Origin of the sequence: Mesorhizobium sp. M0923, assembly GCF_040319365.1 — a bacterium.
GTDB lineage: Bacteria > Pseudomonadota > Alphaproteobacteria > Rhizobiales > Rhizobiaceae > Mesorhizobium.
Window position 1 is genome coordinate 135,864 of the sequence record NZ_JAMYNW010000013.1, and the last position, 24,963, is coordinate 160,826.

The 24,963-nt window shown below is 64.0% G+C and carries 28 protein-coding genes; 17 read left to right on the top strand and 11 right to left on the bottom strand.

Features of this window, described 5'->3' with window-relative positions:
* The first annotated feature begins 32 nt into the window (after positions 1-32).
* Entirely contained in the window at positions 33-758 is a 726-nt protein-coding gene (locus NKH89_RS22175) for an SDR family NAD(P)-dependent oxidoreductase (RefSeq protein ID WP_352885096.1), read from the top strand.
* 221 nt (positions 759-979) lie between these two features.
* Here the strand turns inward: NKH89_RS22175 and NKH89_RS22180 are convergent, their stop codons facing one another.
* The 3 genes from NKH89_RS22180 to NKH89_RS22190 form a co-directional block, all read right to left on the bottom strand.
* A complete protein-coding gene (locus tag NKH89_RS22180; RefSeq protein WP_023721053.1) occupies positions 980-1,588 on the bottom strand; it encodes a hypothetical protein in 609 nt (202 codons plus the stop codon).
* Positions 1,589-1,802: 214 nt separating this feature from the next.
* Positions 1,803-3,083: a GNAT family N-acetyltransferase gene (locus tag NKH89_RS22185; protein WP_023721052.1), complete on the bottom strand. Its 1,281-nt coding sequence runs from the start codon at positions 3,081-3,083 to the stop codon at positions 1,803-1,805.
* Positions 3,083-4,483, bottom strand: a complete 1,401-nt coding sequence (locus tag NKH89_RS22190) for a lipopolysaccharide biosynthesis protein (RefSeq protein WP_352483566.1) — start codon at positions 4,481-4,483, stop codon at positions 3,083-3,085. Before NKH89_RS22190 ends, NKH89_RS22185 begins: the two co-directional genes overlap by 1 nt.
* Positions 4,484-4,753: 270 nt before the next feature.
* On the opposite strand from NKH89_RS22190, the gene NKH89_RS22195 reads away from it, so the two are divergent.
* Both NKH89_RS22195 and NKH89_RS22200 read left to right on the top strand, forming a co-directional pair.
* Complete coding sequence (locus NKH89_RS22195; protein WP_031194557.1) at positions 4,754-4,939, top strand: hypothetical protein; 186 nt, start codon at positions 4,754-4,756, stop codon at positions 4,937-4,939.
* Between the two features lie 439 nt (positions 4,940-5,378).
* A complete protein-coding gene (locus NKH89_RS22200; protein WP_156948167.1) occupies positions 5,379-6,329 on the top strand; it encodes a 2-hydroxyacid dehydrogenase in 951 nt (316 codons plus the stop codon).
* Positions 6,330-6,609: 280 nt separating this feature from the next.
* On the opposite strand, the gene secA is transcribed toward NKH89_RS22200, so the two are convergent.
* Complete coding sequence (gene secA / locus NKH89_RS22205; protein WP_352909941.1) at positions 6,610-9,342, bottom strand: preprotein translocase subunit SecA; 2,733 nt, start codon at positions 9,340-9,342, stop codon at positions 6,610-6,612.
* Positions 9,343-9,595: 253 nt separating this feature from the next.
* Between secA and NKH89_RS22210 the strand changes: the two genes are divergently transcribed.
* Positions 9,596-10,513: a peptidylprolyl isomerase gene (locus NKH89_RS22210; RefSeq protein WP_023721047.1), complete on the top strand. Its 918-nt coding sequence runs from the start codon at positions 9,596-9,598 to the stop codon at positions 10,511-10,513.
* 43 nt (positions 10,514-10,556) lie between these two features.
* On the opposite strand, the gene NKH89_RS22215 is transcribed toward NKH89_RS22210, so the two are convergent.
* Positions 10,557-11,213 (bottom strand): TetR/AcrR family transcriptional regulator, encoded by a 657-nt coding sequence (locus tag NKH89_RS22215; RefSeq protein ID WP_352789585.1) that lies wholly within the window; start codon positions 11,211-11,213, stop codon positions 10,557-10,559.
* Positions 11,214-11,324: 111 nt separating this feature from the next.
* Here NKH89_RS22215 and NKH89_RS22220 point away from each other — a divergent pair, with 111 nt between their 5' ends.
* A complete protein-coding gene (locus NKH89_RS22220; protein WP_352483537.1) occupies positions 11,325-11,561 on the top strand; it encodes a putative antibiotic biosynthesis monooxygenase in 237 nt (78 codons plus the stop codon).
* A gap of 3 nt (positions 11,562-11,564) precedes the next feature.
* On the opposite strand, the gene NKH89_RS22225 is transcribed toward NKH89_RS22220, so the two are convergent.
* A complete protein-coding gene (locus NKH89_RS22225) occupies positions 11,565-11,738 on the bottom strand; it encodes a hypothetical protein (protein WP_352909944.1) in 174 nt (57 codons plus the stop codon).
* On the bottom strand, positions 11,735-12,790 hold the full coding sequence (locus NKH89_RS22230) for a caspase family protein (protein WP_352909946.1): 1,056 nt from the start codon (positions 12,788-12,790) through the stop codon (positions 11,735-11,737). The genes NKH89_RS22225 and NKH89_RS22230 overlap by 4 nt, the downstream gene beginning before the upstream one ends.
* A gap of 180 nt (positions 12,791-12,970) precedes the next feature.
* Here NKH89_RS22230 and argJ point away from each other — a divergent pair, with 180 nt between their 5' ends.
* The 5 genes from argJ to NKH89_RS22255 all read left to right on the top strand — a co-directional run bounded on the left by argJ (position 12,971) and on the right by NKH89_RS22255 (position 16,229).
* Positions 12,971-14,212 carry a bifunctional glutamate N-acetyltransferase/amino-acid acetyltransferase ArgJ gene (argJ, locus tag NKH89_RS22235; protein ID WP_352483539.1) on the top strand — a complete coding sequence of 414 codons (1,242 nt, stop codon included), beginning with the start codon at positions 12,971-12,973 and terminating at the stop codon, positions 14,210-14,212.
* Positions 14,212-14,991, top strand: coding sequence for a GNAT family N-acetyltransferase (locus tag NKH89_RS22240; RefSeq protein WP_352909948.1), 780 nt, complete (start codon positions 14,212-14,214; stop codon positions 14,989-14,991). Before argJ ends, NKH89_RS22240 begins: the two co-directional genes overlap by 1 nt.
* A complete protein-coding gene (locus NKH89_RS22245) occupies positions 14,988-15,410 on the top strand; it encodes a (deoxy)nucleoside triphosphate pyrophosphohydrolase (RefSeq protein ID WP_352483541.1) in 423 nt (140 codons plus the stop codon). The genes NKH89_RS22240 and NKH89_RS22245 overlap by 4 nt, the downstream gene beginning before the upstream one ends.
* A gap of 127 nt (positions 15,411-15,537) precedes the next feature.
* Positions 15,538-15,843 carry a hypothetical protein gene (locus tag NKH89_RS22250; RefSeq protein WP_023721040.1) on the top strand — a complete coding sequence of 102 codons (306 nt, stop codon included), beginning with the start codon at positions 15,538-15,540 and terminating at the stop codon, positions 15,841-15,843.
* A gap of 206 nt (positions 15,844-16,049) precedes the next feature.
* Positions 16,050-16,229, top strand: coding sequence for a Flp family type IVb pilin (locus NKH89_RS22255; protein ID WP_023721039.1), 180 nt, complete (start codon positions 16,050-16,052; stop codon positions 16,227-16,229).
* Between the two features lie 51 nt (positions 16,230-16,280).
* On the opposite strand, the gene NKH89_RS22260 is transcribed toward NKH89_RS22255, so the two are convergent.
* A complete protein-coding gene (locus tag NKH89_RS22260) occupies positions 16,281-17,153 on the bottom strand; it encodes a methyltransferase domain-containing protein (protein WP_023721038.1) in 873 nt (290 codons plus the stop codon).
* Positions 17,154-17,207: 54 nt separating this feature from the next.
* On the opposite strand from NKH89_RS22260, the gene NKH89_RS22265 reads away from it, so the two are divergent.
* The 4 genes from NKH89_RS22265 to NKH89_RS22280 are packed head-to-tail and all read left to right on the top strand — an operon-like array spanning position 17,208 to position 19,614.
* Entirely contained in the window at positions 17,208-18,008 is an 801-nt protein-coding gene (locus tag NKH89_RS22265; RefSeq protein WP_352483542.1) for a ComF family protein, read from the top strand.
* A gap of 37 nt (positions 18,009-18,045) precedes the next feature.
* Complete coding sequence (grxC, locus tag NKH89_RS22270) at positions 18,046-18,315, top strand: glutaredoxin 3 (protein WP_023721036.1); 270 nt, start codon at positions 18,046-18,048, stop codon at positions 18,313-18,315.
* Positions 18,316-18,325: 10 nt separating this feature from the next.
* Complete coding sequence (locus tag NKH89_RS22275) at positions 18,326-19,192, top strand: carbon-nitrogen hydrolase family protein (protein ID WP_352909950.1); 867 nt, start codon at positions 18,326-18,328, stop codon at positions 19,190-19,192.
* Positions 19,189-19,614 (top strand): DUF1178 family protein, encoded by a 426-nt coding sequence (locus NKH89_RS22280; protein ID WP_352909952.1) that lies wholly within the window; start codon positions 19,189-19,191, stop codon positions 19,612-19,614. The genes NKH89_RS22275 and NKH89_RS22280 overlap by 4 nt, the downstream gene beginning before the upstream one ends.
* Positions 19,615-19,758: 144 nt before the next feature.
* Here NKH89_RS22280 and NKH89_RS22285 read toward each other — a convergent pair whose 3' ends face one another.
* Positions 19,759-20,559 (bottom strand): SDR family NAD(P)-dependent oxidoreductase, encoded by an 801-nt coding sequence (locus NKH89_RS22285; RefSeq protein WP_352909955.1) that lies wholly within the window; start codon positions 20,557-20,559, stop codon positions 19,759-19,761.
* 180 nt (positions 20,560-20,739) lie between these two features.
* Here NKH89_RS22285 and NKH89_RS22290 point away from each other — a divergent pair, with 180 nt between their 5' ends.
* A complete protein-coding gene (locus NKH89_RS22290; protein ID WP_352909957.1) occupies positions 20,740-21,960 on the top strand; it encodes a winged helix-turn-helix domain-containing protein in 1,221 nt (406 codons plus the stop codon).
* A gap of 9 nt (positions 21,961-21,969) precedes the next feature.
* Complete coding sequence (locus NKH89_RS22295; RefSeq protein ID WP_023722289.1) at positions 21,970-22,623, top strand: Vgb family protein; 654 nt, start codon at positions 21,970-21,972, stop codon at positions 22,621-22,623.
* A gap of 39 nt (positions 22,624-22,662) precedes the next feature.
* Here NKH89_RS22295 and NKH89_RS22300 read toward each other — a convergent pair whose 3' ends face one another.
* Entirely contained in the window at positions 22,663-23,148 is a 486-nt protein-coding gene (locus tag NKH89_RS22300; RefSeq protein ID WP_023722290.1) for a MarR family winged helix-turn-helix transcriptional regulator, read from the bottom strand.
* 96 nt (positions 23,149-23,244) lie between these two features.
* Between NKH89_RS22300 and NKH89_RS22305 the strand changes: the two genes are divergently transcribed.
* Positions 23,245-24,150, top strand: coding sequence for a DMT family transporter (locus NKH89_RS22305; RefSeq protein ID WP_352549711.1), 906 nt, complete (start codon positions 23,245-23,247; stop codon positions 24,148-24,150).
* A 3-nt stretch (positions 24,151-24,153) separates the two neighbouring features.
* Here NKH89_RS22305 and ubiG read toward each other — a convergent pair whose 3' ends face one another.
* Entirely contained in the window at positions 24,154-24,903 is a 750-nt protein-coding gene (ubiG, locus tag NKH89_RS22310; protein WP_023722292.1) for a bifunctional 2-polyprenyl-6-hydroxyphenol methylase/3-demethylubiquinol 3-O-methyltransferase UbiG, read from the bottom strand.
* Between the last annotated feature and the right edge of the window lie 60 nt (positions 24,904-24,963).

Here is a 24,963-nt window from a genome sequence, read left to right on the forward strand (position 1 = left end):
AAGTAGGAGGAGAGATCGCCGTGCCAAAATCGATGGAAGTCACAGACAAGGCCGTTCTGGTAACCGGGGCCAACCGCGGCCTCGGCAAGGCGCTGGTCGAGGAAATCTTGAGGCGGGGTGCCAAGCGCGTCTATGCTGGCGCGCGCAAACCGCTCGCCCACGCGGATCAGCGTATCACGCCGCTGATCCTGGACGTGACCGATACGGCGCAGATTGGGGCGGCTGTCGAGCGGATCGGGTCCCTCGATATCCTCATCAACAATGCTGGCATCGGGCTCTACGACGACCTCGGCGATCGTGCTGCGCTCGAGCGACACCTCGCCGTCAACCTGCTCGGCGTGCACGGCGTAACCCACGCATTGCTGCCGCTGCTCACGCGTTCGCGCGGCGCCGTGGTCAACATCCTGTCGGAAGCGGCCCTCGTTCCCTTCCCGATTATTCCGTCCTACTCGCTGTCGAAGGCCGCCGCGTTCTCCATGACGCAATCGCTACGTGCTCTCGCCGGCGCTCGTGGCGTGAGCGTTCATGCGGTCCTGTCTGGTCCCATAGACACCGACATGAGCAGAGACGCCGACATACCGAAGAGCTCCGCGGAGAGCGTCGCGAAAGGTATCCTGGACGGCATGGCGCGAGGGGAGGAGGAAATTTTCCCCGATCCAAAATCGGCATCAATGGCCGAGAGTTGGCGCGGCAGCGCGTTCAAGGCGCTCGAACGCCAGATGGCGGCTTTCGTCCAAGCCATGCCCGCCAAGTCATAGGCGACCGCGCTGCGAGCCCAACGGCCCCGCAGCGAATGCGCTATGGCGAAATTGCCCTAGGCTGCCGATGCGTCGCCGGTTCGATCCGGGCTGAGGGCACCATTTTCTTCCGGGAAACCTCGAGAGGTTACTTGGGCGTTATCCCAGGAGCGTCCTCTGGGATAACGTCTGAGATCCGGCAGCCCTTCCTGGCAAGCTGCGGATCGCAGCCCGAGCCGCTATCACATCGGCCCCGGCACCATCTTGGTCGGCTGCTCCGGCATCGGAAACGCATAATTGTCGCATTTCACGTCCGGGTTCGTCGGGCTGAACATTCCGAGCGGGTTCTCCTTGAACAGCCAGGCGTGAAGGTCGTAGTGGTGGAACTCCTTCGGGATGAGCGGATAATGCCCCTCCATAGGCCCCATGAATGTCTGGCCGAAGAGCTTCGGCGGCTCCTTGGTGTCCGGCGTCAAGGGCACGAGCCATTCCACACCGACCAGGCGCAATTCGCCGCCGACCGGCTCATAGATCAGCACATTGGGGCGCGTCGGATCCGCGGTCGGGCCGACAGTCGTGACGTTGACGAAATGGATGCCCATCGCGCCCTTCGGGTAGTCCATCGCTCCCTCTACCTTTTCGCCGCTGTAGAAGACGCATCCAACCGTCGACAGATAAAGCTCGCGAATGGCAACCTTGTAGTCTTCATACCTGGACAGCGATTTACGCAGGGCATCGATCTCGGCCTTGTCGGGTTCGGCGGCCCGAGGAGCGGCGGCGTTCAGACACGCGCCGACGAGACCTGCCAATGTGAGGATACCGAGACGCCTGAGGTGAGTTGTTTTCGTCATGCATTCCTCCCAGATTTTTCTTCTGGCCGTGCAGGACCGAGGCGGCAGTGATGCTGGACGCGCGGCCGTAATTGATCGCCTCATCCCTGTTGGGACTGCGTCGATGCTAATCCTTTCCGCTGATCGGGAGAATTAACCCTGACGACCTAGGCCGGAGCAGGTCGATGGTGCGGAGACGGTCGGCTGGGCCGGGTCCCCCTTTGGACCCGATGCGCTACCGTCGCCGCAGCAGGCTTCTCATCCGGTTGCGCAGCAGGCGCGCCATGTTGCGGGTCTCGCGGTAGAGGTGAAGCTGCGAGGCCGCCTGGCGGGCGGGGCGGTCGGCGTCCGGCGTCAGCCCGATCACCAGCGTGCCCATCGGCTTGCGTTCGCTCCACAGCCGGCTCATCACGGGGTGGTCGGGCACCGCGCAGGAATCGGTCATCATGATGTTGGGGTCGTCGAGATGCTGCCTGGTCACCTCGATCATCAGCAGCGTGCCCGGCGAATAGGCGGCGAGCGTCTCGTCATAGGCGGTCTTCCAGGTATAGGCGACGCCGGCCTCGACGAAGACGACCAGGCAGGCGATGGTGCGGCCGTCGAGCGTCAGCGAATGGATGCGGCAAAGATCCTGCTCGGCCAGCCGGTGCACCGCCTCGCGGGCGAAGGCGGCGCGGTAGCGGTCGATGGCCATGGCGGTGCGCTCGCGGCCTTTCCAGCCGGCGGCCTCCAATGTCAGGAAATTTTCGATGGCGTGGCGGATCTCGTCGGGCCCGCGCGCCACGACATGCTCCAGCCGGCCGAGGTCGGCGAGGCGGCGCTTCAGGCGGCGAAACTCGCGATAATGGTGGGCGCGCAGCGAAGCCTTCAGATACGCCTCGCCGTCGAGCTCGCTTTCGAGCACCGGGCGGTCGGCCTTGCCGGTGGTGACCAGCGTCAGGCCGCGCGTCTCGGCGACGCTGGCGAGCAGGCTCGCCACCGGACCATCCAGCCTTATGTCGGGCAGCACGAAGACCTTCGGCAGCTTGAGATGCGGCCTGGACAGCATCGAGAAGAAATCCTCGATGACGCCGATCGGATCGTCGCGATCGACCAGCGGCGTGCCGATCGGGCCGAACGGGCTCGACCAGGTGCGCATGACGGGAATCCCGAGCGGCACCATCGGCCGCTCGACCGAGAACGGCACCAGCAGGCGCAGCCGGTTGCGATACTGGTCGCCGTCGCGGATGACCGCCAGCCGCACCTCGCGGTCCTCGAGCCTCGGCATGGCCGGAGCCAGGAAGCGCGGATTGAAGAAGACGTTCGGCTCGATCGTGCGGGTGCAGAGATAGTCGAGCTCCTCGACCAGGTCGAAGCCGGCGGAGGCCGGATAGATGGCAAGCTTGCGCTCGGGCCGGTTGTTGGCGAGGATCTCGACATGGGCGGGATCGGCTTCGCGCGCAAGCCCGGCAAGGCCGGACACCATGGCGCCGGCCGGGCCGCCGCTGGTTTCCTCGAGCAAGGGGACGGCAGCCATCAGGCGGCTCCTTTGGCGGGCACGAAAATGACCATGGCGATGCCGAGCTTGCGCCAGACCGTGAAGGACAGCGCGCCGGCCTCGAAGATCATGGCGAAGACGGTGGCCATCGCTGCGCCCCACAGACCGAAGAGCGGGATCAGCACGACGCTGAGCGCGATGTTGAAGGCCAGCGTCATGGCGTAGACGGCGGCGCAGATGTTCTGGTTGCCGCTCATGGTGAGCAGGCTTTCGCAAGGGCCGACGGCGGCCCGGGCGACGACGCCGAACACCAAAAGGAACAGCAGCGGATAGCCGGCGGCAAATTCCGGGCCGAACAAGGTCAGCATCGGCTCGCCCAGGGCCAGCACCAGCAGCGCCATCGCCAGCGACGGCCAGAACGTCCACGACACGGTTTCGCGGGCGAAGGCGGCGAGCTTGTGCGGCTCGCCATGGGTGAACTGCGCATAGCGCTGGGCAACGCCGGCCTTGACAGCGAAATAGACGAAATGCACCAGCGCCAGCGTCTTGACGGTGGCGAAATAGACGGCGACGTCGTTGGGTTCGAGATAGGCGCCGACCATCAGCACGTCGGCATTGGTGAGCAGGAAGAAGAAGCTCTCGACCAGGAAGATCGGCAGCGAGACGATGAACCATTGGCCGAAATGCAGCTTCATCGGCCCGGCCGGGATCCGTCTGTCCATCCGCGAGGTGACGCCGATGAGCTGGCCGAGCGTGGTGGCGTAGGTGGCGGCGATTGCGGCAAAGATCGCCGTTTTGGCATCGGGCGCGTAGCCCGCCAGCAGCATCAGCGCCATGAACGCCAGAATCAGCAGCGGCCGCACCAGAAATGTCGGCGACAGCGCAAACAGCGCCCAGGAATTGGCCCGCGCCAGCCCTTGCAGAAGGTCGGACATGGCGATCATCGGCAGGCAGATGATGCCGAGGATGAACGGCATGACGTAATAGTTTTCGATATAGGACGACAGCAGCCAGACGCCGAGCGCGCCGAGACCGGCGATCACCGTCGAGGCAACCAGCACGAACAGCCGGCTGGCCTGCACGATGCCGCGCAATTCGGCCAGCATGCCGCGCTCGCGATATTCGGGAATGAAGCGGATGACCGAGGTGTGGAAGCCAAGGCAGGCGAGGTTGCCGACGATGACCATCGTTACCCAGACGAGGACGAAAATGCCGTATTCGAACGAGCCCATCCAGCGCGCCATCAAGACCTGGCTGACGAAGGCGATGACGGCGCTGACGATGCGGACCGAAAAGGCGATCAGCGACATGCGGCCGGCTTCGCCGCGCTCGCCGGCGCTGAACAGCACGGCATCGATCAGGCCAAGCAGCGGCCTTATGCGCAGCGCAAAGCGCTGCGGCAGGAACCGCCCGGCTGTCGTCGCCGCGGAAAAGCGCACCCCGATCACACTCCGTTTTCCGCTTCTTTTCTGGCTATGCGTGTAGCGAAAACACATTAAGAAACGGTTGGGTGGGTGTTCCTTCGCCCCGTTCACGGGGAGAAGGTGCCGGCAGGCGGATGAGGGGCGGCGCGCTGCTTCATATTCATCATTCGCGCAACCCTTCACCCTGCTCTTTAGTGTCTCAGTTTGAAATACGCGGAAACGCCTATCTCGTTTGCCCCATATGCGAAAACGCCTATATGCTTAGCGGAACGCATGGCAGCAACAATGGTCTACACTGTCATTTGGTATGGAAGGCAGGGCATCGTCGACAAGGTGATCTTCGACGACGAGAAGACCGCGAAAGATCATGCAACCTCCATGTTCCAAACCCGAAAGGGTGACGATGGAATCGTGTCCGTTGAAGTTCGTAAGGACAACGGCGCTGTCGTCTTTAGCCATGCGGAGAACTAAGAATGCCAACCGGACCTAAAGGCCAGGAAGGATGTTCTGGCACCACTTACCAGCTCACAAAGAAGCTCATCAAGATCGTTGCCGAGGTTATCAGCCATGGGCGTTATGTCGCCTTCCAGATGCGGAGGTCGCTATCCCGAGGCAACTCTTCACCGACATCCTGCGGCTGATCGCGGAACTCCGGCCATCGCCCCATCCATCACCGGCGTGACCGGCCCGGTTGTCATGCGTTTCAGCAAAACAAGGGGAGAACTATGCCTTGAAGAAAGCGAAATCGACATCCTCGGCCGGCAGCGGGCAGACATCACGGCTTTGGCGGATCACCAACGCCATTTTTGCCGGGGTCTGATCTTGCAACTGGTGCCAGTTTGCGCAAACCTCAGTCTCAACAGAACGGTATCCGGTGGATGCCTGATTACCTGAATCTGGGAGGGGCGAAGTGTTAGGCGAGCCCATTACCGTTCTGATGGTCAATGAGTATCCTGACTACATTGATGCACAAGTGTGGGCTGCTGAGCTGAAAACCCGTGTGCCGCAGCTGGAGTTCAGGCTTTGGCCAGACGCCGGGAACAAAAGTGACATAGACATTGTGCTGATCGACAAGGGCGCCAGTCCTGGCTTTTTTGATGCCATGACGGGGCTAAGCGCCGTCGTCTATTTGGGAGCCGGTGTCGAGGGTATTGATCTTCAGAGCTTTCCCAAGAGTGTTCCGCTCATCAGGCTCGCAACGCGTGAGCAGGCTTCGGAAGTGGTGCAGTACATCGTCCTTCGCGTTCTCTGCCAGCAACGGCATGTTGCGGATTACATGAGTCTACAAGCCCGCAAGTTGTGGAATCCGATCGCGCCGCGGAAGATCTCCGAGACAAGAATAGTTGTGCTTGGTGCGGGCCGGATCGGTGGCTGGGCCGCAAAGCTGTTTGCGGACTTTGGCTACGACACAGCAGTCTGGTCTCGTCATCAAAAGACGCTTCCTGGCATACACAGTTACTTTGGCCGTGCCCAGCTTGCGGGCGCACTCACAAGTCGGGACTACGTTATCTGTTCACTTCCCCTGACTGGTGAGACTCGTGGGATACTGAACTTGAGTGCCTTTGGAAAAATGAAGCGAGGTGCCTACCTTGTGAATGTCGGCAGGGGCGCGCATGTCAACGAAGCCGACCTGATCCGCGCTCTCGACGAAGGTCAGCTTTCTGGTGCTTGTCTTGACGTGTTTGAGCGTGAACCGCTGGAGGCTTCATCGCCGTTGTGGACTCATCCCAAGGTGACCGTCACACCTCATGTCGCGAGCTTCTGGGTGGATTCTGGAATCGACCAGGCCGCCGATCTCTGCGGTCAAGTCGCCAGAGGAGAGCCTCTGTCCAACAAGATCGACCTCGAACGGGGTTATTGAATCAAAGTAGTGTCTTTACCCACTTTAGCAGGTTCCGATCTTCATGAAGCGCGGACATCAGCGCGTGCGTCACCCGGCTATTAGATTTCAAACTCAAACACCACCGCCGGTCGAGATACAGAAAATTCGAAATGCGTATTTTGGTGTCGGCGGGACACCGCCCCCCTCTGGCCTGCCGGCCATCTCCCCCTCAGGTGGGGAGATTGGCTAGTCGCAGACGTCCGTGCCGCCCCGCCTTAGGGCACCTTCTCCCCATCACGGGGAGAAGGAAAGCGCAGCCTTACGCAAACGCCCCATGACAGTGCTTGTACTTCTTGCCCGACCCGCACGGGCAGGCCTCGTTGCGGCCGACCTTGCCCCAGGTTGCCGGGTTCTTCGGGTCGCGGTCTTCGGGGGCGACGATGGCGTTGCTTTCCTGGCGGACCAGCACGGCCGTCTCGCCGCCGTCGAAATCGTCTTCGCCGGTGCTGCCGTCGATATGGCTGCCGAACATGTCAGGGGCCTCGGGCGGCGGCGCGTCCGCCGCCTGGCGGACCAGCTCGACGCGCATCAATTGCGCGGTGACGGCCTGGCGCAGATTGCCCAGCATCGCCTGGAACAGCTCGAACGCCTCGCCCTTGTACTCCTGCAGCGGATCGCGCTGGGCATAGCCGCGGAAGCCGACGACCGAGCGCAGATGGTCGAGATTGACGATGTGCTCGCGCCACAGATGGTCGAGCGTCTGCAGCACCACGGAGCGCTCGACATAGGTCATCACGTCGGGGCCGAAGCGCTCGGCGCGCTCCTTGGCGGCGGCTTCGGCAGCCTGGCTGACGCGCTCGCGGATGTCGTCCTCGGCAATGCCTTCTTCTTTGACCCAGTCCTCGACCGGCAGATCGAGATTGAGGAATTCGGCGATCTCGGCCTTGAGCCCGGCGACGTTCCACTGCTCGGCATAGGCGTTTTCGGGAATGTTCTTGGCGACGATCTCCTCGATGACGCCTTCGCGCATCTCGGTGATGGTCTCGGACAAGCCTTCGCCGTCCATCAGCTCGATGCGCTGCTCGAACACCACCTTGCGCTGGTCGTTCGAGACGTCGTCATATTTCAACAGGTTCTTGCGGATGTCGAAGTTGCGCGCCTCGACCTTCTTCTGCGCCTTTTCCAGCGCCTTGTTGATCCACGGATGGATGATTGCCTCGTCTTCCCTGAGGCCGAGTTTCTGCAGCATGCCGTCCATGCGCTCGGAGCCGAAGATGCGCATCAGGTCGTCCTGCAGCGACAGGAAGAATTTCGAGCGGCCGGGATCGCCCTGGCGGCCCGAGCGGCCGCGCAACTGGTTGTCGATGCGGCGCGATTCATGGCGTTCGGTGGCGAGCACATAAAGACCGCCGGCGGCGAGTGCCTTTTCCTTCAGCCGGGCGATGTCGTCGCGGATGTCCTTTTCCCTGGCCTCGCGCTCGGGGCCGGCCGGCATGTCGCCAAGCTCCTCGGCAATGCGCATGTCGGCATTGCCGCCGAGCTGGATGTCGGTGCCGCGGCCGGCCATGTTGGTGGCGATGGTGATGGCGCCCGGTTTGCCCGCCTGGGCGACGATCGCCGCCTCGCGCTCGTGGTGGCGGGCGTTCAGCACCTCGAAATCCTTGAAACCTTCCTTGCGCAGGCGTTCAGCCAGTTGCTCCGACTTCTCGATGGAAGTCGTGCCGACCAGCGTCGGCTGGCCCTTGGCGCGGGCTTCCTTGATCTCCTTGACGATCGCCTTGTATTTCTCCTCTACCGTCCGGTAGACCTCGTCGTCCTCGTCAATGCGGATGACCGGCAGGTTGGTCGGGATCTCGGTGACGTCGAGATTGTAGATGTTGGCGAATTCCTCGGCCTCGGTCAGCGCCGTGCCGGTCATGCCGGCCAGCTTCTTGTAGAGGCGGAAATAGTTCTGAAAGGTGACCGAGGCGAGCGTCTGGTTCTCCGGCTGGATCGCCACATGCTCCTTGGCCTCGAGCGCCTGGTGCAGGCCTTCCGAATAGCGGCGGCCGGGCATCATGCGGCCGGTGAACTCGTCGATGATGACGATCTCGCCGTTGCGGACAATATAGTCCTTGTCCCTCTGGAACAGCCGGTGCGCCTTCAGCGCGTTGTTGACGTGATGGACGATGGCGACATTCTCGACGTCGTAGAGCGACTCGCCCTTGAGCAGGCCGGCATCGCGCAGCATGTTCTCCAGCTTCTCGGTGCCTTCTTCGGTGAAGATCGAGGTCTTCTGCTTCTCGTCGATCTCGTAGTCCTGCGGCTGCAGCTGGATGATGAAGGTGTCGATGGTGTTGTACATTTCCGAACGGTCCTCGAGCGGACCGGAAATGATCAGCGGCGTGCGGGCTTCGTCGACCAGGATGGAATCGACTTCGTCGACGATGGCGTAGCTGTGACCGCGCTGCACCATCTGGGCGCGCTCGTATTTCATGTTGTCGCGCAGATAGTCGAAGCCGAGCTCGTTGTTTGTGGCGTAGGTGACGTCGGCGGCGTAGGCGACGCGGCGCTCCTCGTCGGACAGGCCGTGGACGATGACGCCGACCTTGAGGCCGAGGAATTTGTAGACGCGGCCCATCCATTCGGAGTCGCGCGTGGCCAGGTAATCGTTGACGGTGACGACATGGACGCCATTGCCGGCGAGCGCGTTAAGGTAGACCGGCAGCGTCGCCACCAGCGTCTTGCCTTCGCCGGTGCGCATCTCGGCGATGCCGCCATTGTGCAGCACCATGCCGCCGATCAGCTGCACGTCGAATGGGCGCATGCCAAGCACGCGGCGGGCGGCCTCGCGCACGGTGGCGAAGGCCGGCACCAGGAGGTCGTCGAGGCTGGCGCCGTTGGCGAAGTCCTGGCGGAATTTGTCCGTGCGGGCCTGAAGCTCGGCGTCGGAAAGCGCCCGCATCTCGTTTTCCATGGCATTGATCGCCTCGACGCGCGGCCGGGTCGATTTGACCCGACGATCGTTGGAGGAGCCGAAAACCTTACGGGCGAGACCGCCGAGACTGACCATCCAATGGCCCTTTCGATAGCATTCCAAGTCATTGCGACGGGCGCCGGCCGGCCCCCATCAAATCCGTGTGAACGCGGACAAACGCAAAAAGCGCCCGGAAAACGGTTCTGGACGCAAAGTCGTTGGACAGATAAGAGGGGGCTCATTCGATGTCAACGCCGCGCTCGCCCTGTCGACCGCGCCAAATTCCGCCACAATCCTGCTGGTCTGGAAGCCATTCCGCTCTAGCTACCCCGCTTTGGAGATAATCGTAATGTCTGTATTGTTCCGCCGCGCGTCGCTCGCCAGCCTTGGTCTGGCATTCGGGCTGTCGGCCCTCTCGCTGTCGCCGTTGATGGCGCAGGAAGCCGCCCCTGCCCAGCCGGCGGCACCCGCCCCGGCGGCCAAGCCGGTCGATCCGAACGCCGTGGTCGCCACCATCAACGGCCAGACGCTGACCGAGGCAGACCTTGGGCTTGCCGAGGGCGAGCTGTCGCAGCAGTTCGCGCAGCTTCCGCCCGAGCAGCGCCGCGCCGCGGCGCTGTCGGCGGCGATCGAAATCCGCGTGATGGCGGCTCAGGCGGTGACCACCGGCCTCGACAAGGATCCCGACTTCCAGCGCCGCATGGCATTCCTGCAGCAGCGCGCGCTACATGGCGAAATGGTCGAGAAGGGCGTCGTCAACAAAGTTACCGATGCCGAGGTCCGCGCCCGCTACGACCAGGAAATCGCCAACACGCCGCCCACCAACGAGGTGCACGCCCGTCACATCCTCGTGAAGACGAAGGAAGAGGCAGACGCCATCATCAAGCAGCTCGACGGCGGTGCCGATTTCCAGAAGCTTGCCAACGAGCACACCAGCGATCCGAGCGGCAAGACCAGCGGCGGCGATCTCGGCTGGTTCGGGCCTGGCCAGATGGTGCCGGAATTCGACAAGGCGGCGTTTGCGCTGGCGGTCGGCAAATACACCGAGCAGCCGGTACAGTCGCAGTTCGGCTGGCACGTCATCAAGGTCGAGGACAAGCGCACCAAGCAGCCGCCGGCCTTCGACGAGGTCAAGGACCAGGCCCGCCAGGCGGTCATCCGCGACAAGTATTTCGCGCTGGTCAAGTCGCTGCGCGCCAACGCCAAGGTCGACATCCCCGATGCCAACCTGAAGAAGACGGTCGACGCACTGGAAAGCGCGAAATAGGCCAGATTGAGCTACGACAGGGCGCGCTGCCGCCCTGTCGCTTCTATTTGGTAGGGCGAACGATGATGCGTCGACGCCGCCGCCGGACCGCCGTGGCATCGCCGGCATCGTCAGCGACGATGCCTTTCAAGACATAGCCGACCGCCCTGTGCAGCGTCGCTTCGTCCTCGTCGAGGCGGTTCGTCAGAAGATGCGTCCAGGCGTACGAGCCGATCAGGTCGGCGACGACAGTGGCATCGACGTCGGCTGCCACCTCTCCCCTTGCCTTGGCGCGTTCGACCATCTGGCCGGTGTGGACGCGCCGCCCTCTTGCGTATTCGGCAAGGGCGGCGGCCGCTTTTTCGTCCGACTGCGCCTCGGCAATCAGCGATCTGAACACGCTGCCCGACGATGTGTCGCGCCAGTGCGCAAACAAGCTCTTCAGGAAGCCGACGAGGTCCTGCTCAAGGTTCCCGGTGTCGGGATTGTCGACACGCTTTTGCCGCTGGTAGACGTCGAGCAGCAGAGCGGCCTTGCTTGGCCACCAGCGATAGATCGTCGGTTTTCCGGCGCGCGCCCGCCGCGCCACCGCCTCGATGGAGAAGCCGGAATAGCCGGCTTCGACCAGTACCGCTTCGGCGGCATCGAGAATGGCATCGGCGCTTTCGGGGCTGCGCCGTGCGCCGGCTGATTTGCGCCCGGGATCGGTGGTTTCGCCCATCTCGTCTTCCTTGCCGATGATCTCAGCAGCCATCATACACAGCCCCTTGACGAAACGAAACGATCCGTTTCATATGTAACGGAACGTTCCGTAACGATAAGGAGAACAGCAATGACCTCGACTGTCGCCACGCGTTTTTCGCGCTTGCGCTTCGCCCTGCTGGTGCTGCTCGGCGTCTACCCGCTGATCACTGCCATTTTGTACATGGTTTTTCCGCTGACCAAGGAGTGGCAAATCTGGCAGCGTACACTGGTCATCGCGCCGCTGATGGTCTCGATCATGATCTGGGGACTGATTCCGGGCGTGCAGCGGGCGTTTCGCGGGTTCATTAACCCAGCGGTCCGGTGATGTTCATTCCAGCGCCTGCGACGTTTCCGACGCAACGCGCCACTCGCCGTCGGCCAGCACGAGTTCCAGCATGACCCGTGCCTTGCCGGTCAGCCGCTGCGCCGAGTGGTCCTTCGGCACATAATCGTAGGTCATGGCGAAAACCGCATCGGCGCGGTCCTTGCCGTGCGGCGTCACCTCAAGGCTGCCGGGCTCAAGACCGAACGACCACGACGCCCATTGCGCGAACCAGTCAGTCTTGACCTTGACGATGGCCTCGCTGTCGTAGCGCGTGCCGTAGATGGTGGCCGACGCACCGTAAAGCCGCTTGACGGTCTCGCGCATCGCCTTGGCATCAGGCGCCAGATAGTCGTGGCGCAGAAACTGCTCGATGGCGCCCTTGTCGCCGACGGAGCGTTCGAGCGCTGCGACCTCAGACGCGGGCGCCGGGGTGACGGCCGGTTTCGGTTGCTGGGCACTGTCTCCGCCCGGCACAAATTCGAAACGCTCGAGCAGCGATCCCTGCTCCAGGGACGCTGCGCCTCGCGCGTTGCGGAAACGACATCGCGGCGCACCGCGATCATCATGTCGTTGATGCTCTGTCCGGGCTCCGCCATATGCCGCAAAAGTGCCGCCGCAAAGGGCGAGTTGCGCCCCGTCCCGTCCATTGCCACAGCGCCGGGCGCCGTCGAGAAGGCAATGAATGAACCGCGTGTCGACTGGAACTGGGCGAGGCCGGCGAGAGCCGTCGCCGAGCGCGTCGTGGCGCTGCGGCTGAGACTTCGCGCAAACGGGTTGTTGCGGCAGGCATCGAGGAAGACCAGGCTGACCTTGGTCTGCTGCTCCATGATGTCGAGGACCTCGTCGATCGGCACGGCCTCGAGCTGGAGCTTGACCGGCATGTCCAGCCTGGCGTCGACCGGCACGATGAAGTTGCGCCCGTCGACCTGCAGGCCGTGGCCGGCATAGTAGAACAGCCCGGCACCGGCGCCCTGCAGCGCATCGGAGAATTCGCCGATCTTGCGTTCGAGCTCGCGCTTGCCGAGATCGTTGCCTTCGATCACTTCGAAACCGATGGCGCGCAGCTTGTCGGCAATGTCGAGCGCATCGTTGACGGGATTGGCCAGCGTGCCGGCTTTGGCGTAGCTGCCGTTGCCGACCACAAGCGCCACGCGCCGCGCCGTCTGCGCATCCGCGCGCAGCAGCAGAAAGCCCAGAAACGCCAGTGCCAAGACCACAAGCCTGCCCATGGGGCAGGATCATAGCGCTATCGGCCGCAGCGATGCCAACAAATTTGCAACAGCCCTGCTTGCGGCATGAGGCAGTGTCAGGCGTCCGGCACCCGTAACGGCTGTGAAAACGGCTTGCGCCGACGCGCGCTATCGGGCAAACCGGCGTTCCTTTCGCGATTTTCCCGCCCGGGGTCTTCCATGTCCGCACAGGTTTCGCCGCTCGCGCCGAAGAAATATGCCAAGATGCCGACCATCGAGGGCGTGCGCATCGCCACCGCCGAGGCCGGCATAAAATACAAGAACCGTACCGATCTGCTGGCCATGGTGTTCGACGCCGGCACCACCGTCGCCGGGGTGTTCACCAGGTCGAAATGCCCCTCGGCGCCGGTCGACTTCTGCCGGCAAAACCTCACGGCGGGCAAGGCGCGCGTTCTGGTCGTCAATTCCGGCAATGCCAATGCCTTTACCGGCCAGAAGGGCCGCGCTTCGACCGCACTCACGGGCGAGGCGGCGGCGAAGGCGGCCGGCTGCACGCCAGGCGAGGTGTTCCTGGCCTCGACCGGCGTCATCGGTGAACCGCTCGATACTGGTAAGTTCAGCCACCTGCTGGCCGGGCTGATCAAGGACGGCAAGCCGGAATTATGGACCGAAGCCGCCAAGGCAATCATGACCACCGACACCTATCCCAAACTGGCGACCGCGACGGTCAAGCTCGGCAATGCCGACGTCACCATCAACGGCATCGCCAAGGGCGCGGGGATGATCGCGCCCGACATGGCGACGATGCTTTCCTTCATCGCCACCGATGCGCCGATCGCAGCACCGGCGCTGCAGGATCTCTTGTCGCGCGGCACGGCCAAGACCTTCAACGCGGTCACCGTCGACAGCGACACTTCGACCAGCGACACGCTGCTGATGTTCGCCACAGCTGCTGCCGCCAGGCGTGGCGCGCCGGCGATTTCCGACCCCAAGGATGCGCGCCTCGGCGCGTTCCGCCGTGCCCTCGGCAAGGTGTTGAAGTCGCTGGCGCTACAGGTGGTGCGCGACGGCGAGGGCGCCCGCAAGCAGGTCGAGGTCACCGTCACCGGGGCCAAATCGGCCCGCTCGGCCAAGCGCATCGCGCTGTCGATCGCCAATTCGCCGCTGGTCAAGACGGCAGTCGCCGGCGAGGACGCCAATTGGGGCCGTGTCGTCATGGCCGTCGGCAAGGCCGGCGAACCGGCCGACCGCGACCTTCTGTCGATCTGGTTCGGCGACAACCGCCTGGCATATCAGGGCGAGCGCGACGCCGCCTATTCCGAAGCGGCGACTTCGGCGTATATGAAGCGCGACGAGATCCGCATCCGCGCCGATATCGGCATCGGCCGCGGCAAGGCGACGGTGTGGACCTGCGATCTCACCAAGGAATATGTCGCCATCAATGGCGATTATCGGAGCTGATGACATTGGCTTCCAGACATCCGGCAAGCGTGTTGGCGATCGTGCGCCGCTACGAGGCGGCTGGCTTTCGCGCCTGGCCGGCGGCCGCCGTCCATTATGACGGCACCTGGGTCGTGCGGCTGACGGCCGGCCATCCGGCCAAGCGGCTGAATTCGGTCAATCCGCTCGATCCGGGCGACATCCAGCACATTGCCGAGCGCATCGGCCGCGCCAGCCGTCGCTTCGACGCCTATGGCAGGCCGCTGACCTTTCGCGTCTCGCCGCTGTCTGGGCCGGATCTCTCAAAGTACCTCGACGGCGAGGGCTGGAGCACATTCGCGGAGTCGCTGGTCATGCGGCTGCCGCTGGCGGACGCCATGCTCGACGACGCCATGGACCAGATTCCGTTAAAGGACATCAGCCGTTTCATCGGCGCAGCGCTCAAGGTGAGCGGCTCGGACGTGTCGCTACGGCCCGGCCTGTCGGAGATCATTGGCGCCATCCAGCCGGAGGCCGGGCTGTTTGCGCTGGAGAACGGCAGCGAGCCGCTGGCAACGTTGATCTGCGTGCATGACGGCGACCTTGCCGGGCTGTTCGAGATCGCCACCGATAGATCGGTGCGCAACCAGGGCCATGGCCGCCACCTCATCCGATCGGCGCTGAAATGGGCGCGACTGCGCGGGGCGCGGGAAGCCTGGCTGCAAGTCGAGGCGGACAACGCGCCGGCGCTGACGCTTTACCGTTTGCTCGGATTCGACGAAGTCTATCGCTATCACTATCGCCGGCCACAAGGCGCATGAGCGGCTCAGACACGGTCGGCAAGCGCCTGCTCCTGGTTGCGGCCTGCGCGCTAGTCGATGCCGACGGGCGCGTGCTTTTGGCGCAGCGGCCCGAAGGCAAGCAACTCGCCGGCCTATGGGAGTTTCCGGGCGGCAAGGTCGAGCCCGGCGAAACGCCGGAACAATGCCTGATCCGCGAACTGTATGAGGAGATCGGCATCGAGACCGATATCCCTTGCCTGGCACCACTCACCTTTGCCAGCCATTCCTACGATGATTTTCACCTGCTGATGCCGCTGTTCGTCTGCCGTCGCTTCCGCGGCATTGCCCAGCCGAAGGAACGGCAGGTGCTGAAATGGGTGCGGCCGCGCCAGATGCGCGATTTTCCAATGCCGCCGGCCGATGCCCCGCTGATCCAGTTCCTCATCGATCTGCTGTAACGGCCGATCTCCCGTAAACCGGGCAGCTCCGCGAAGCGATATCAGCAGCGTTAATGAAAGATTTATCTGGCCGTGAAAAATTGACGCAAAGCGGTTACGCCGATTCCACCGCTGGGGAGCGATTTGCATGAGCTTCGACAAGGACTGGGACTTGCCTTGGCCCGATCGCCTTCCTGGCGCCGCCAATGCTGGCATGGGAATATTGCGCATCGCCCTTTTGTTCGGCTCGGCCGCGGTGGCTCTGGCCTTGATCGCGACACCCTACCTCGACAGCCGGACCCGATCGCAGTTTGCCCGCGATGGGCTTGATACAATGAGCACCGGCTCGATCGGCCAGCGCGACAGCTATACGCTGCGCAAGAGCGTGCTGCAGCCGCTGCCCAGTTCGGTTTGCGTCATTCGGGCCGATGGCAGAAGCAGCGGTGACTGCTGACGTCCTCAACAGATATCTGAAGCGCGTCGCGTTCGACCGGCCTCGTGCGACGCGCTTATGTTTCGATGCATGTCGTTATCGCAAAACCGCTGCACACTTTTGCGCGACATGCATTGGAATGCAGCTGTTTCACCGCGCGTTAAGCCTGTCACGTTAACCTTTCTTAACGGGTCGGCGCTAGGTTCCGGCAAGAGGGATGGGCGCCCATGAAAATCTTGCTGCAACGATTTTTAGAAGACGAGAGGGGTGCGACGGCTATCGAATATGGTTTGATCGTGGCCGTGCTGTCGCTTGCCATTGTCACAGGCATCGGCCAGGCTGCCGGTGCGATCGAGTGGCTGTTCAGCGACAACAGCAGCAGGCTTGCCAACGCATTTGCGCAGTGATTCGCTCGGCTGTTGCGCAGGGCTACGCCTAGCTTTTGCGCAGGGATATGCTCAGGGGCCGCCGGGGTTTTCCAGGATCGTCTTCAGCGATATTTTTGCGGAGCCCGGCTTCAGCGGTTTTTGCTGAGAGGCATCGGGCGCCCAGCCTGACATCCAGACCACCGAGAAACTCGCCCTGACGCGGCCATCGGCGTCCGAAAACCGCTCCGCATAGATTTCGGCGGCGCGCGCGAACAGCGCTCGGGTGCCCGGCCGTCTGCTGCGGTCGACAAGCGCGCTGGTCTCGCCCATTGCGCGCAGGTCGGCGACCAGGCCAAAGAGGGAATCGTAGCGCACCGTAATCGTCTCGACGTCGGCAACCGGCAGCGCCAAGCCGGCGCGCTGCAGCAGCACGCCGGCGTCGCGGACATCGGTGAACGGGATCACACGCGGGCTGGCGCCGCCGTAGAGCTCGGTCTCGGCGGCAAGCAGGCTTTCGCGCAGTTCGGAGAGCGTGCCTATGCCGGCGAAGGCGCCGAGGAAAAGCCCGTCCGGCTTTAGCGCCCGGCGGATCTGCACCAGCATGCCGGGAATGTCGTTCATCGCCTGCAGCGACAGCAGCGAGACAGCAAGATCGAGGCTTTCCGGCTCGAATGGCACGGTTTCCAACGGCGCCACCACTCCTGGCCGGCCGTCGAGGAAAGCGGCGTCGGCCTCGACGCGCACGTTTTCCGCTACCTTGCCGCTTTCTGCGAGCACCTCTGCTGCTGCCGGCGTCTGGCAAAACAATGAGGCCGCCTTGCCGAACTTGCGTTCGACGGCGCCGAGCCGGTCGGCAAGATCCTCGGCCGCCCGCCGCATGAGGAAATCCGCCCCGGCGATAGGGCGGGCCAGTGCCCGACGCTTGTGCGCCAGCCAGAGCGAGGTGTCGATTACAAGCTGCAATGGGCAGGTCCTTGTGCTTCGCTCTCTGATATAGTGATGCGGAGGACCAACCACGTGGCCGATCCCATGCCGGAGATCAAGCGTATTGCGATCAAGAGCATTGCCCGCAAGGCATTGGGCTGGCCGGCGCGCCTGTTGTTCCCGCCGGTCTGCGCCGGCTGCCGCCGCCATGTCTCGCAACCCGGCGTGTTGTGCGGCGCCTGCTGGCCGAAACTCAGGCTGCTGGAACGGCCATGGTGCCCGGTGATGGGCACGCCGTTCACCCACAATATGGGTGAGGGGTTCCTGTCGGCGGAGGCGATAGCCGACCCGCCGCCATTCGAGCGCGCGCGGGCGGCGGTTGCCTATTCCGGCGTTGCCCGCCAGATGGTGCAAGGGCTGAAATACCAGGACCGCACCGATCTGGCGCCGTGGATGGCGCGCTGGATGCTTCGCGCCGGTGCCGAGCTCATCGCCGAGGCCGAGGTGGTCGTGCCGGTGCCGCTGCACTGGCGGCGCTTCTTCAGGCGGCAGTTCAACCAGTCGGCGGAACTGGCGCGGGCGGTGGCGCAGCTCGGCGATCGGCCTTTCGCGCCATCAGCCATCAAGCGCGTCAAACTCACGCGCCAGCAGGTCGGGCTGGAGCGGCGGGAACGCGAGGAAAATGTGCGCGCCGCATTCACAGTGCCTGATGAAGCGGAGATCGAAATCGCCGGCCGCCGGGTGCTGTTGATCGACGATGTCTACACCACCGGCGCCACGGTCCGTGCGGTCGCCAGGGCGTTAAAGAAGGGCGGTGCCGGCGCAGTCGACGTACTGACCTTCGCGCGCGTGCTGCCGGGGGACTTTCGGGCCGACGAATCGGCGCCTATATAGCCTATATGACAGCGGAACGAGGCAGGGTTGCTGACCGATGGTCGATGTGACGATCTACACGCGGATGATGTGCGGCTATTGCACTGCGGCCAAGCGGCTGCTCGACAGGAAGGGTGTCGCCTACACCGAGCACGACGCCTCCTTCTCGCCGGAGCTGCGCCAGGAGATGATCTCCCGGGCTCACGGCCGTTCCACCTTTCCGCAGATATTCATCGGCGACACGCATGTCGGCGGCTCCGACGATCTCCACGAATTGGAGGCGGAAGGACGGCTGGACAGATTGCTCGCCAACGGCTCGGCCAGGTAAGGACATGACGATGAGTGGTTTCAAGGCGGCGGCGATCCAGATGCGTTCGGGAACCAGCCCGGAGCGCAATGCGGTCGATCTGGAACGGCTGGTGCGCGAGGCGGCAGGCCTGGGCGCGAGCTACATCCAGACCCCGGAAATGACCGGCGCGCTGATCCGCGACAGCCAAGCCCGGGCCGCTTCGTTCACCTCCGAAGACAAAGACATCATCGTCTCGACGTCGCGGAAGCTGGCAAAGGAGCTCGGCATCTTCCTGCATATCGGCTCGACCGCCATTCTGCGCGCCGATGGCAAGCTCGCCAACCGCGCGCTTCTGTTCGGGCCTGACGGCGCCACGATTGCCGTCTATGACAAGATCCACATGTTCGACGTCGATCTCGACAATGGCGAGAGCTGGCGCGAATCCGCCGCCTATGAGCCGGGCACCGAGGCTGTCGTCACCGAAATCGATGGCGCGAAGCTGGGCTTTGCCGTCTGCTACGATCTGCGCTTCCCGCAGCTGTTCCGCGCCGAGGCGCTGGCTGGCGCCGATCTGCTTGCGGTGCCCGCCGCCTTCACCCGCCAGACCGGCGAAGCGCATTGGCATGTGCTGCTCAGGGCGCGCGCCATCGAGAACGGCGCCTATGTCGTCGCCGCCGCGCAAGGCGGAGTGCACGAGGACGGCCGCGAAACCTATGGCCATTCGCTGATCGTCGACCCCTGGGGCCGCATCATCGCCGAAGCAGCGCATGACGAGCCGGCGGTGATCGTCGCCGAAATCGACCCGGCGCAGTCGGTCGCAGCGCGCAAGAAGATACCGAACCTCAAGAACGCACGCGATTTTGCCGTCAACGCCGGTCCGGTGGACGCGCTGCCGCTCAGGGGTGCCGCCTCTTGATCCGCTTTTCCCTGACCTGCGAGCACGAGCACGAATTCGAGGCATGGTTCCGCAGCAACGACGATTTCGACACACAGAAGAAGCGCGGTTTCGTCGATTGCCCGGCCTGCGGCTCGCGTAAGGTCGACAAGGCGCTGATGGCGCCCGCGGTCTCGACCGGGCGCAACCAGGAAAAGATCGCGCTCGCCATGGGCGAGGCCCAGAAGCAGGCGCTGGCGCAATTGAAGGCCATGGCCGAGAAGGTGCGCGAGAACGCCGATTATGTCGGCGACAAGTTTGCCGAGGAAGCGCGCAAGATCCATTTCGGTGAAAGCGATCCGCGCGGCATCTATGGCGAGGCGACGCTGGACGAGGCCAAGAGCCTCGCCGAAGACGGCGTCGAGTTCATGCCTATTCCAAGTTTCCCCGACGACCGCAACTGATCGGTCAACTTGCTCCAGACATAGCGAGGCATCTCTTCGCCAGGCAGCGCCGTGATCGTGAAGGTCGGCGCCGTCGTCTGCGACAGGCGACCGGCTGCGTCGAGAGCGGCGATGCCGCCGCCCCCTGCACAAGCGTCCGCAGTTTCAGGCCGAGCAGCAAGGATGGGGCTCGCGGGCAATCGTCTCGCTGCTTCTTTCATGCCCACTGGCTGACGGGCTTGCTCCACTTGACGGACTTGCTTCCGCATAGGCTGCAAACTGGCGTTCAAGCGCCTTGACTGCACTGCTGCGCCAGCCTTCCGCCAGGGATTCCGACATGGGATCGGGGAAGATTTCCTCTTCGCCGTTCTCCACTCCGTCCAGGATCGCCCGCGCGACAGACTCCGCAGAGGCCTTCGCGATGTCCAGGCCCCGTGTCATGTCCGTGTCCACCGGGCCGGGAAGGACCCTGTGGACGCTGACACCCCGTCCGGCCAAAAGGGTGCGCAACGACTGCGACAGCGAGAACGAGGCCGCCTTCGAGATCGAGTAAGCCGGACTGAACGGCACGGCGGCAATCGAGGCCAGCGACAGAATGTTGACGATGGCTCCCCGCGACCGGGCCAGCAACGGCAGCAGAGCCTGGGTAACGTCGTACGTGCCGAAGAGGTTTACGGCGAGCTGTTGTTCGAGCACACGACGGTCGCTGAGGTCATCGAAGGGCGATACGCCGGCGTTGTTGATGAGGATATCGAGAGCATCGATCTTCTCGACGGCCTCCCGGATCTGCGCAGCGTTGGTCACATCCATGGTCAGGGACGTCACACGCCGGTCCGGATGGGCCATCGGTTGGCGGGTTGCGGCGAAGACGCGCTTTACGCCTCTGCTCAGGGCTTCCTCGACCAGTGCCCGACCGATGCCCCGATTGGCGCCAGTCACCAGGACAGTTGTACCTTCGATCTTCATTGCGTCTCTCCTAGTGCTTATCGTTGTGTTCGAGCCCAGTGCGCAATCTAGCCGCGACTCAAGGTTGGCGCGCCGCAACTCAGGTTGGCTACAGTCACCGTTGTCGATACGACTGGTTGGTGAGATGGACTTAGCGCCGGACATCGAAGCCATGGGAGTGACAAGTGTGACGGGATTCCGATGGACTCGCTGATCACGGCGGCGGCGCATGCGCTTGCGGCGGGCGATCCGCTCGGCGCCTTGAAGCGGGTTGCGCTGCGCGACGATGCGCCGGCACTGGCGTTGCGCGGCATCGCGATGGCGCAGCTTGGCGACCTGAATAGGGCGAAGGTTCTCCTCAAGAGGGCGGCGCACGCATTCAGCCCGAGGGAGGCCGTGGCCCGCGCGCGGTGCATCGTCGCCGAGGCCGAGATCGCGCTCGTCTCGCGCGACCTTACCTGGCCGGCCAAGGCACTCGACGCCGCACGGGCGACGCTTGAAAAGCATGGCGACCGCGTCAACGCCGCGCATGCGCGCAACCTCGACGTTCGGCGCCTGCTGCTGATCGGCCATCTCGACGAAGCCGAGCGCAGGCTGGACGGCTTCGATCCCTCGCCGCTGCCGCCGGCATCGCGGGCCGCCCACGAGCTGGCTGTCGCCGGCATCGCCATCCGCCGCTTGCGGACCGGCCCTGCGCGCGCCGCGCTTGGCCTGGCGGCGCGGGCGGCGCGCGCGTCCGGCATCCCCGCGCTGATCGCGGAGGTGGAGAGCGCATCGCTGGTGCTGGACACGCCGGCCGCGCGCCTTGTCGCGCGTGGCGGGGAACGGCCCCTCCTGCTCGATGAAGTCGAAGCGCTCCTGGCGTCGGGGGCGCTCGTGGTGGATGCATGCCGCAATGTCGTGCGGGTCGCAGATACGGTCGTCTCGCTGGCGACCCGCCCGGTGCTGTTCGCGCTGGCCCGCGCGCTGGCCGAAGCCTGGCCGGGGGACGTGGCAAGAGCGACGCTCATTGCGCGCGCTTTCCGCGGAAAGGACGCGGACGAATCACATCGCGCACGATTGCGGGTCGAAGTCGGGCGGCTTCGCGCGGAGCTTCGGAGCTTGGCGGATGTGAGCGCGACGAAGCGGGGCTTTGCGCTGGCCCCGCGCCGCGCCGGCGAGGTCGTCGTGCTGGCGCCGCCCGTCGAGGACGATCATGCCGCGGTGCTCGCCTTCCTCGCCGACGGCGAGTCGTGGTCGAGCTCGGCCTTGGCGATTGCGCTTGGAGCCAGTTCGCGTACCGTGCAGCGGGCGCTCGAGCAGCTCGCCCAGTCAGGCAAGGTGCAGTCGTTCGGCCGCGGGCGGGCGCGTCGCTGGATGACCCCGCCGGTACCGGGTTTCCCGACAATCTTGTTACTCCCCGGCCCGTTGCCGGGCTACTAGGGTGGTATTATGAAACGATCCTCAGCCGAAATCCTCCGTGAATATGGACCCTTTCCGGGTGTCGACCACGTCGACGGCGTCACCTTCGACGGTGAGCATGTCTGGTTTGCGTCAGGCGACAGATTGAACGCCTTCGATCCGGCGAGCGGCAAAGTAGTGCGCTCGATCGATGTCGCGGCACACGCCGGAACGGCCTTCGACGGCCAGCACCTCTATCAGATCGCCGAGGATCGCATCCACAAGATCGATCCGAAGAATGGCCAGGTGCTGGCGTCGATCCCGGCGCCCGGCAATGGCGGTGATTCCGGGCTCGCCTGGGCCGAAGGAACGCTCTGGGTCGGGCAGCATCGGGGCCGAAAGATCCATCAGGTCGATCCCGAGACAGGGGCAATCCTTCGCACCATCGTTTCCAACCGCGTCGTCACCGGGGTCAGCTGGGTCGATGGCGAGCTGTGGCATGGCACCTGGGAGGGTGAGGAGAGCGATGTCCGGCGGATCGATCCTGAAACGGGAAAGGTCCTGGAGAAGCTCGATATGCCGCCAGGAACAGGCGTGTCGGGGCTCGAATCCGATGGCGGTGACCAGTTTTTCTGTGGCGGCGGAAACAGCGGCAAGATCAGAGCTGTCCGCCGGCCCAAACGAGGCTCCGCGGCCAGGATTTGAGTTTTCCACCTTCTCGGCCGGCCCTTTTGGCCGGTTTGGTTAGCCTAGGCTCGCGATCAATTTTTCGAGCAGGCGTGCCAGCATGACCTGCTCCGGGCGTATCAGGCCGGAAAGTATCTCGTGCTCGTTGGCAACGTGCGCGGCAACCGCCTCGTCGATCAAAGCGAGGCCCTTCCGGGTCAGTTGTACGACGATGCCGCGGCGATCGTCGGGATGTGGCCCGCGCTTGATCAAGCCGGATTTCTCGAGCCGATCGAGGCGGTTGGTCATCGCGCCCGATGTCACCATCGTCGCCTCGTACAGAGCGGTCGGCGTCAGCGCGTATGGCGGCCCGGAACGACGCAGCGTCGCCAGCACATCGAATTCTCCGGATTGCAGTCCGTAACTTGCAAACAGCGGCGCCAGCCGCTCCCGCGCGATCAACGAGGCAGCCTCGTTCAACCGTCCGAGCACGGCCATCGGCGAGACATCGAGATCCGGCCGTTCCTTTTTCCACTGCTCGATCGCTTTTGCTGCGCGATCCATGTCTCTCACCGTTATGTATCTTGACGTGAAGAATCTTTACCTTATCGTACCTCAGCTTGTGGTATCGGCCAAGTGCGAACAGGCGATGGGACGGCGATGAAATTTCTCTGGGACTCGGCGCTTGGCCTTCTGGTCGTCACCGGTGGACTGCTCGGCCTGACGCTGCCGTTCGGCAAGATCGCGACGGCGGCCGGCGTCCCCGCCATGGTCTGGGCCTTCGTCATCTCGCTTGGCGCCGGCGGCGTGCTTTTGTGCGCATTGCTGCTCAACGGGCAGCGCATGCGGCTTTCGCCGCACAGGCTGCGCTATTTCTTTGTCACCGCGGCCGTCTCCTACGCAATCCCCAATCTGCTGATGTTTTCAGCCATTCCGCATCTGGGCGCCGGCTACAGCGGCATCATGTTCACGCTGTCGCCGGTCGTCACGCTGGTGTTCTCGATGCTGCTCGGGGTCAGGCGCCCGACCATGCTGGGCATCGTCGGCATAGTCGTCGGTTTCGTGGGCGCAGTCATGGTGGCCGTGACGCGCGGGGAAGCGGGCCATCCGGCCGAATTTTTCTGGGTGGCGATGGGCCTGCTCATCCCGGTCAGCCTCGCCGCCGGCAACATCTACCGCACCGTCGACTGGCCTGAAGACACCGGCCCGATCGAGCTTGCCGTCGGCAGCCATCTGGCAGCAGCCTTGATGCTGCTTGCCGGCATTCTGATCCTGCTGGGCGGCAATGCATTCGGGTCGCTCGGCGGCGTGCCGCTGGTCGCTGCGGCACAGGCGGCATCAGCCTCGGCGATGTTCGCCTTCTTCTTCCGCCTGCAAGCGGTCGGCGGCCCGGTCTATCTCAGCCAGATCGGCTATGTGGCGGCGGCGGTCGGGCTGTTTGCCGGGACGCTCTTCCTCGGCGAGCGCTATCAGTTGCTGACCTGGGCCGGTGCGGTCATCATCACCGCCGGCGTGTTCATCACCACCAAGGCGCAAAGCCAGAAGACATATGGCCAGAAGGCGTAAGCTTCAGACGGATACCTTCTCCGCCAGCACCATGTAGTTGACATCCATGTCCTTCGACCGCTGCCAGCGGTCGGCGAGCGGGCTGTAGGTGACCCCGGTGCGGTCGATGACGGTCAGGCCGGCGCCGGCAAGCGCCTTTTCGAGTTCCTCGGGGCGCACCAGCTTGCCGAACTGGTGGGTGCCGCGGGGCAGCCAGCGCAGCACATATTCGGCGCCGATGATGGCCAGGCCCAGGGCCTTCAGCGTGCGGTTGATGGTGGCGACGAACATGATGCCGCCGGGCTTGACCATCTCGCCGCATTTGGCCAGGAACAGATCGACATCGGCGACATGCTCGACCACTTCCATGTTGAGGATGACGTCGAATTTTTCGCCGGCATCGGCCAGGTCTTCCGCGGTCATGGCGCGGTAGTCAACGCTCACGCCGACTTCCGCCGCATGCAGCTTGGCCACTTCGATGTTGGTGGCGGAGGCATCGGCGCCGACCACTTCGGCGCCAAGCCGCGCCATCGGCTCGCACAAAAGCCCGCCGCCGCAGCCTATGTCGAGGAAGCGCAGGCCTTCGAACGGCCGTGCCGCACGCGGATCACGGCCGAAGCGGGCCGCCACCTGGTCACGGATATAGGCAAGCCGGATCGGGTTGAACTTATGCAGCGGGCGGAACTTGCCGTTCGGGTTCCACCATTCGGCGGCAAGGGCGGAAAATCGTTCCACCTCTCCGGCATCGATCGTCGATCGTCGGGGCTCTGGCATGGCGTGGTCTCCTCGGACGCTAGGAAGTCGGGCGCAAGGCTGCGAATGTCAAGGCGCGAA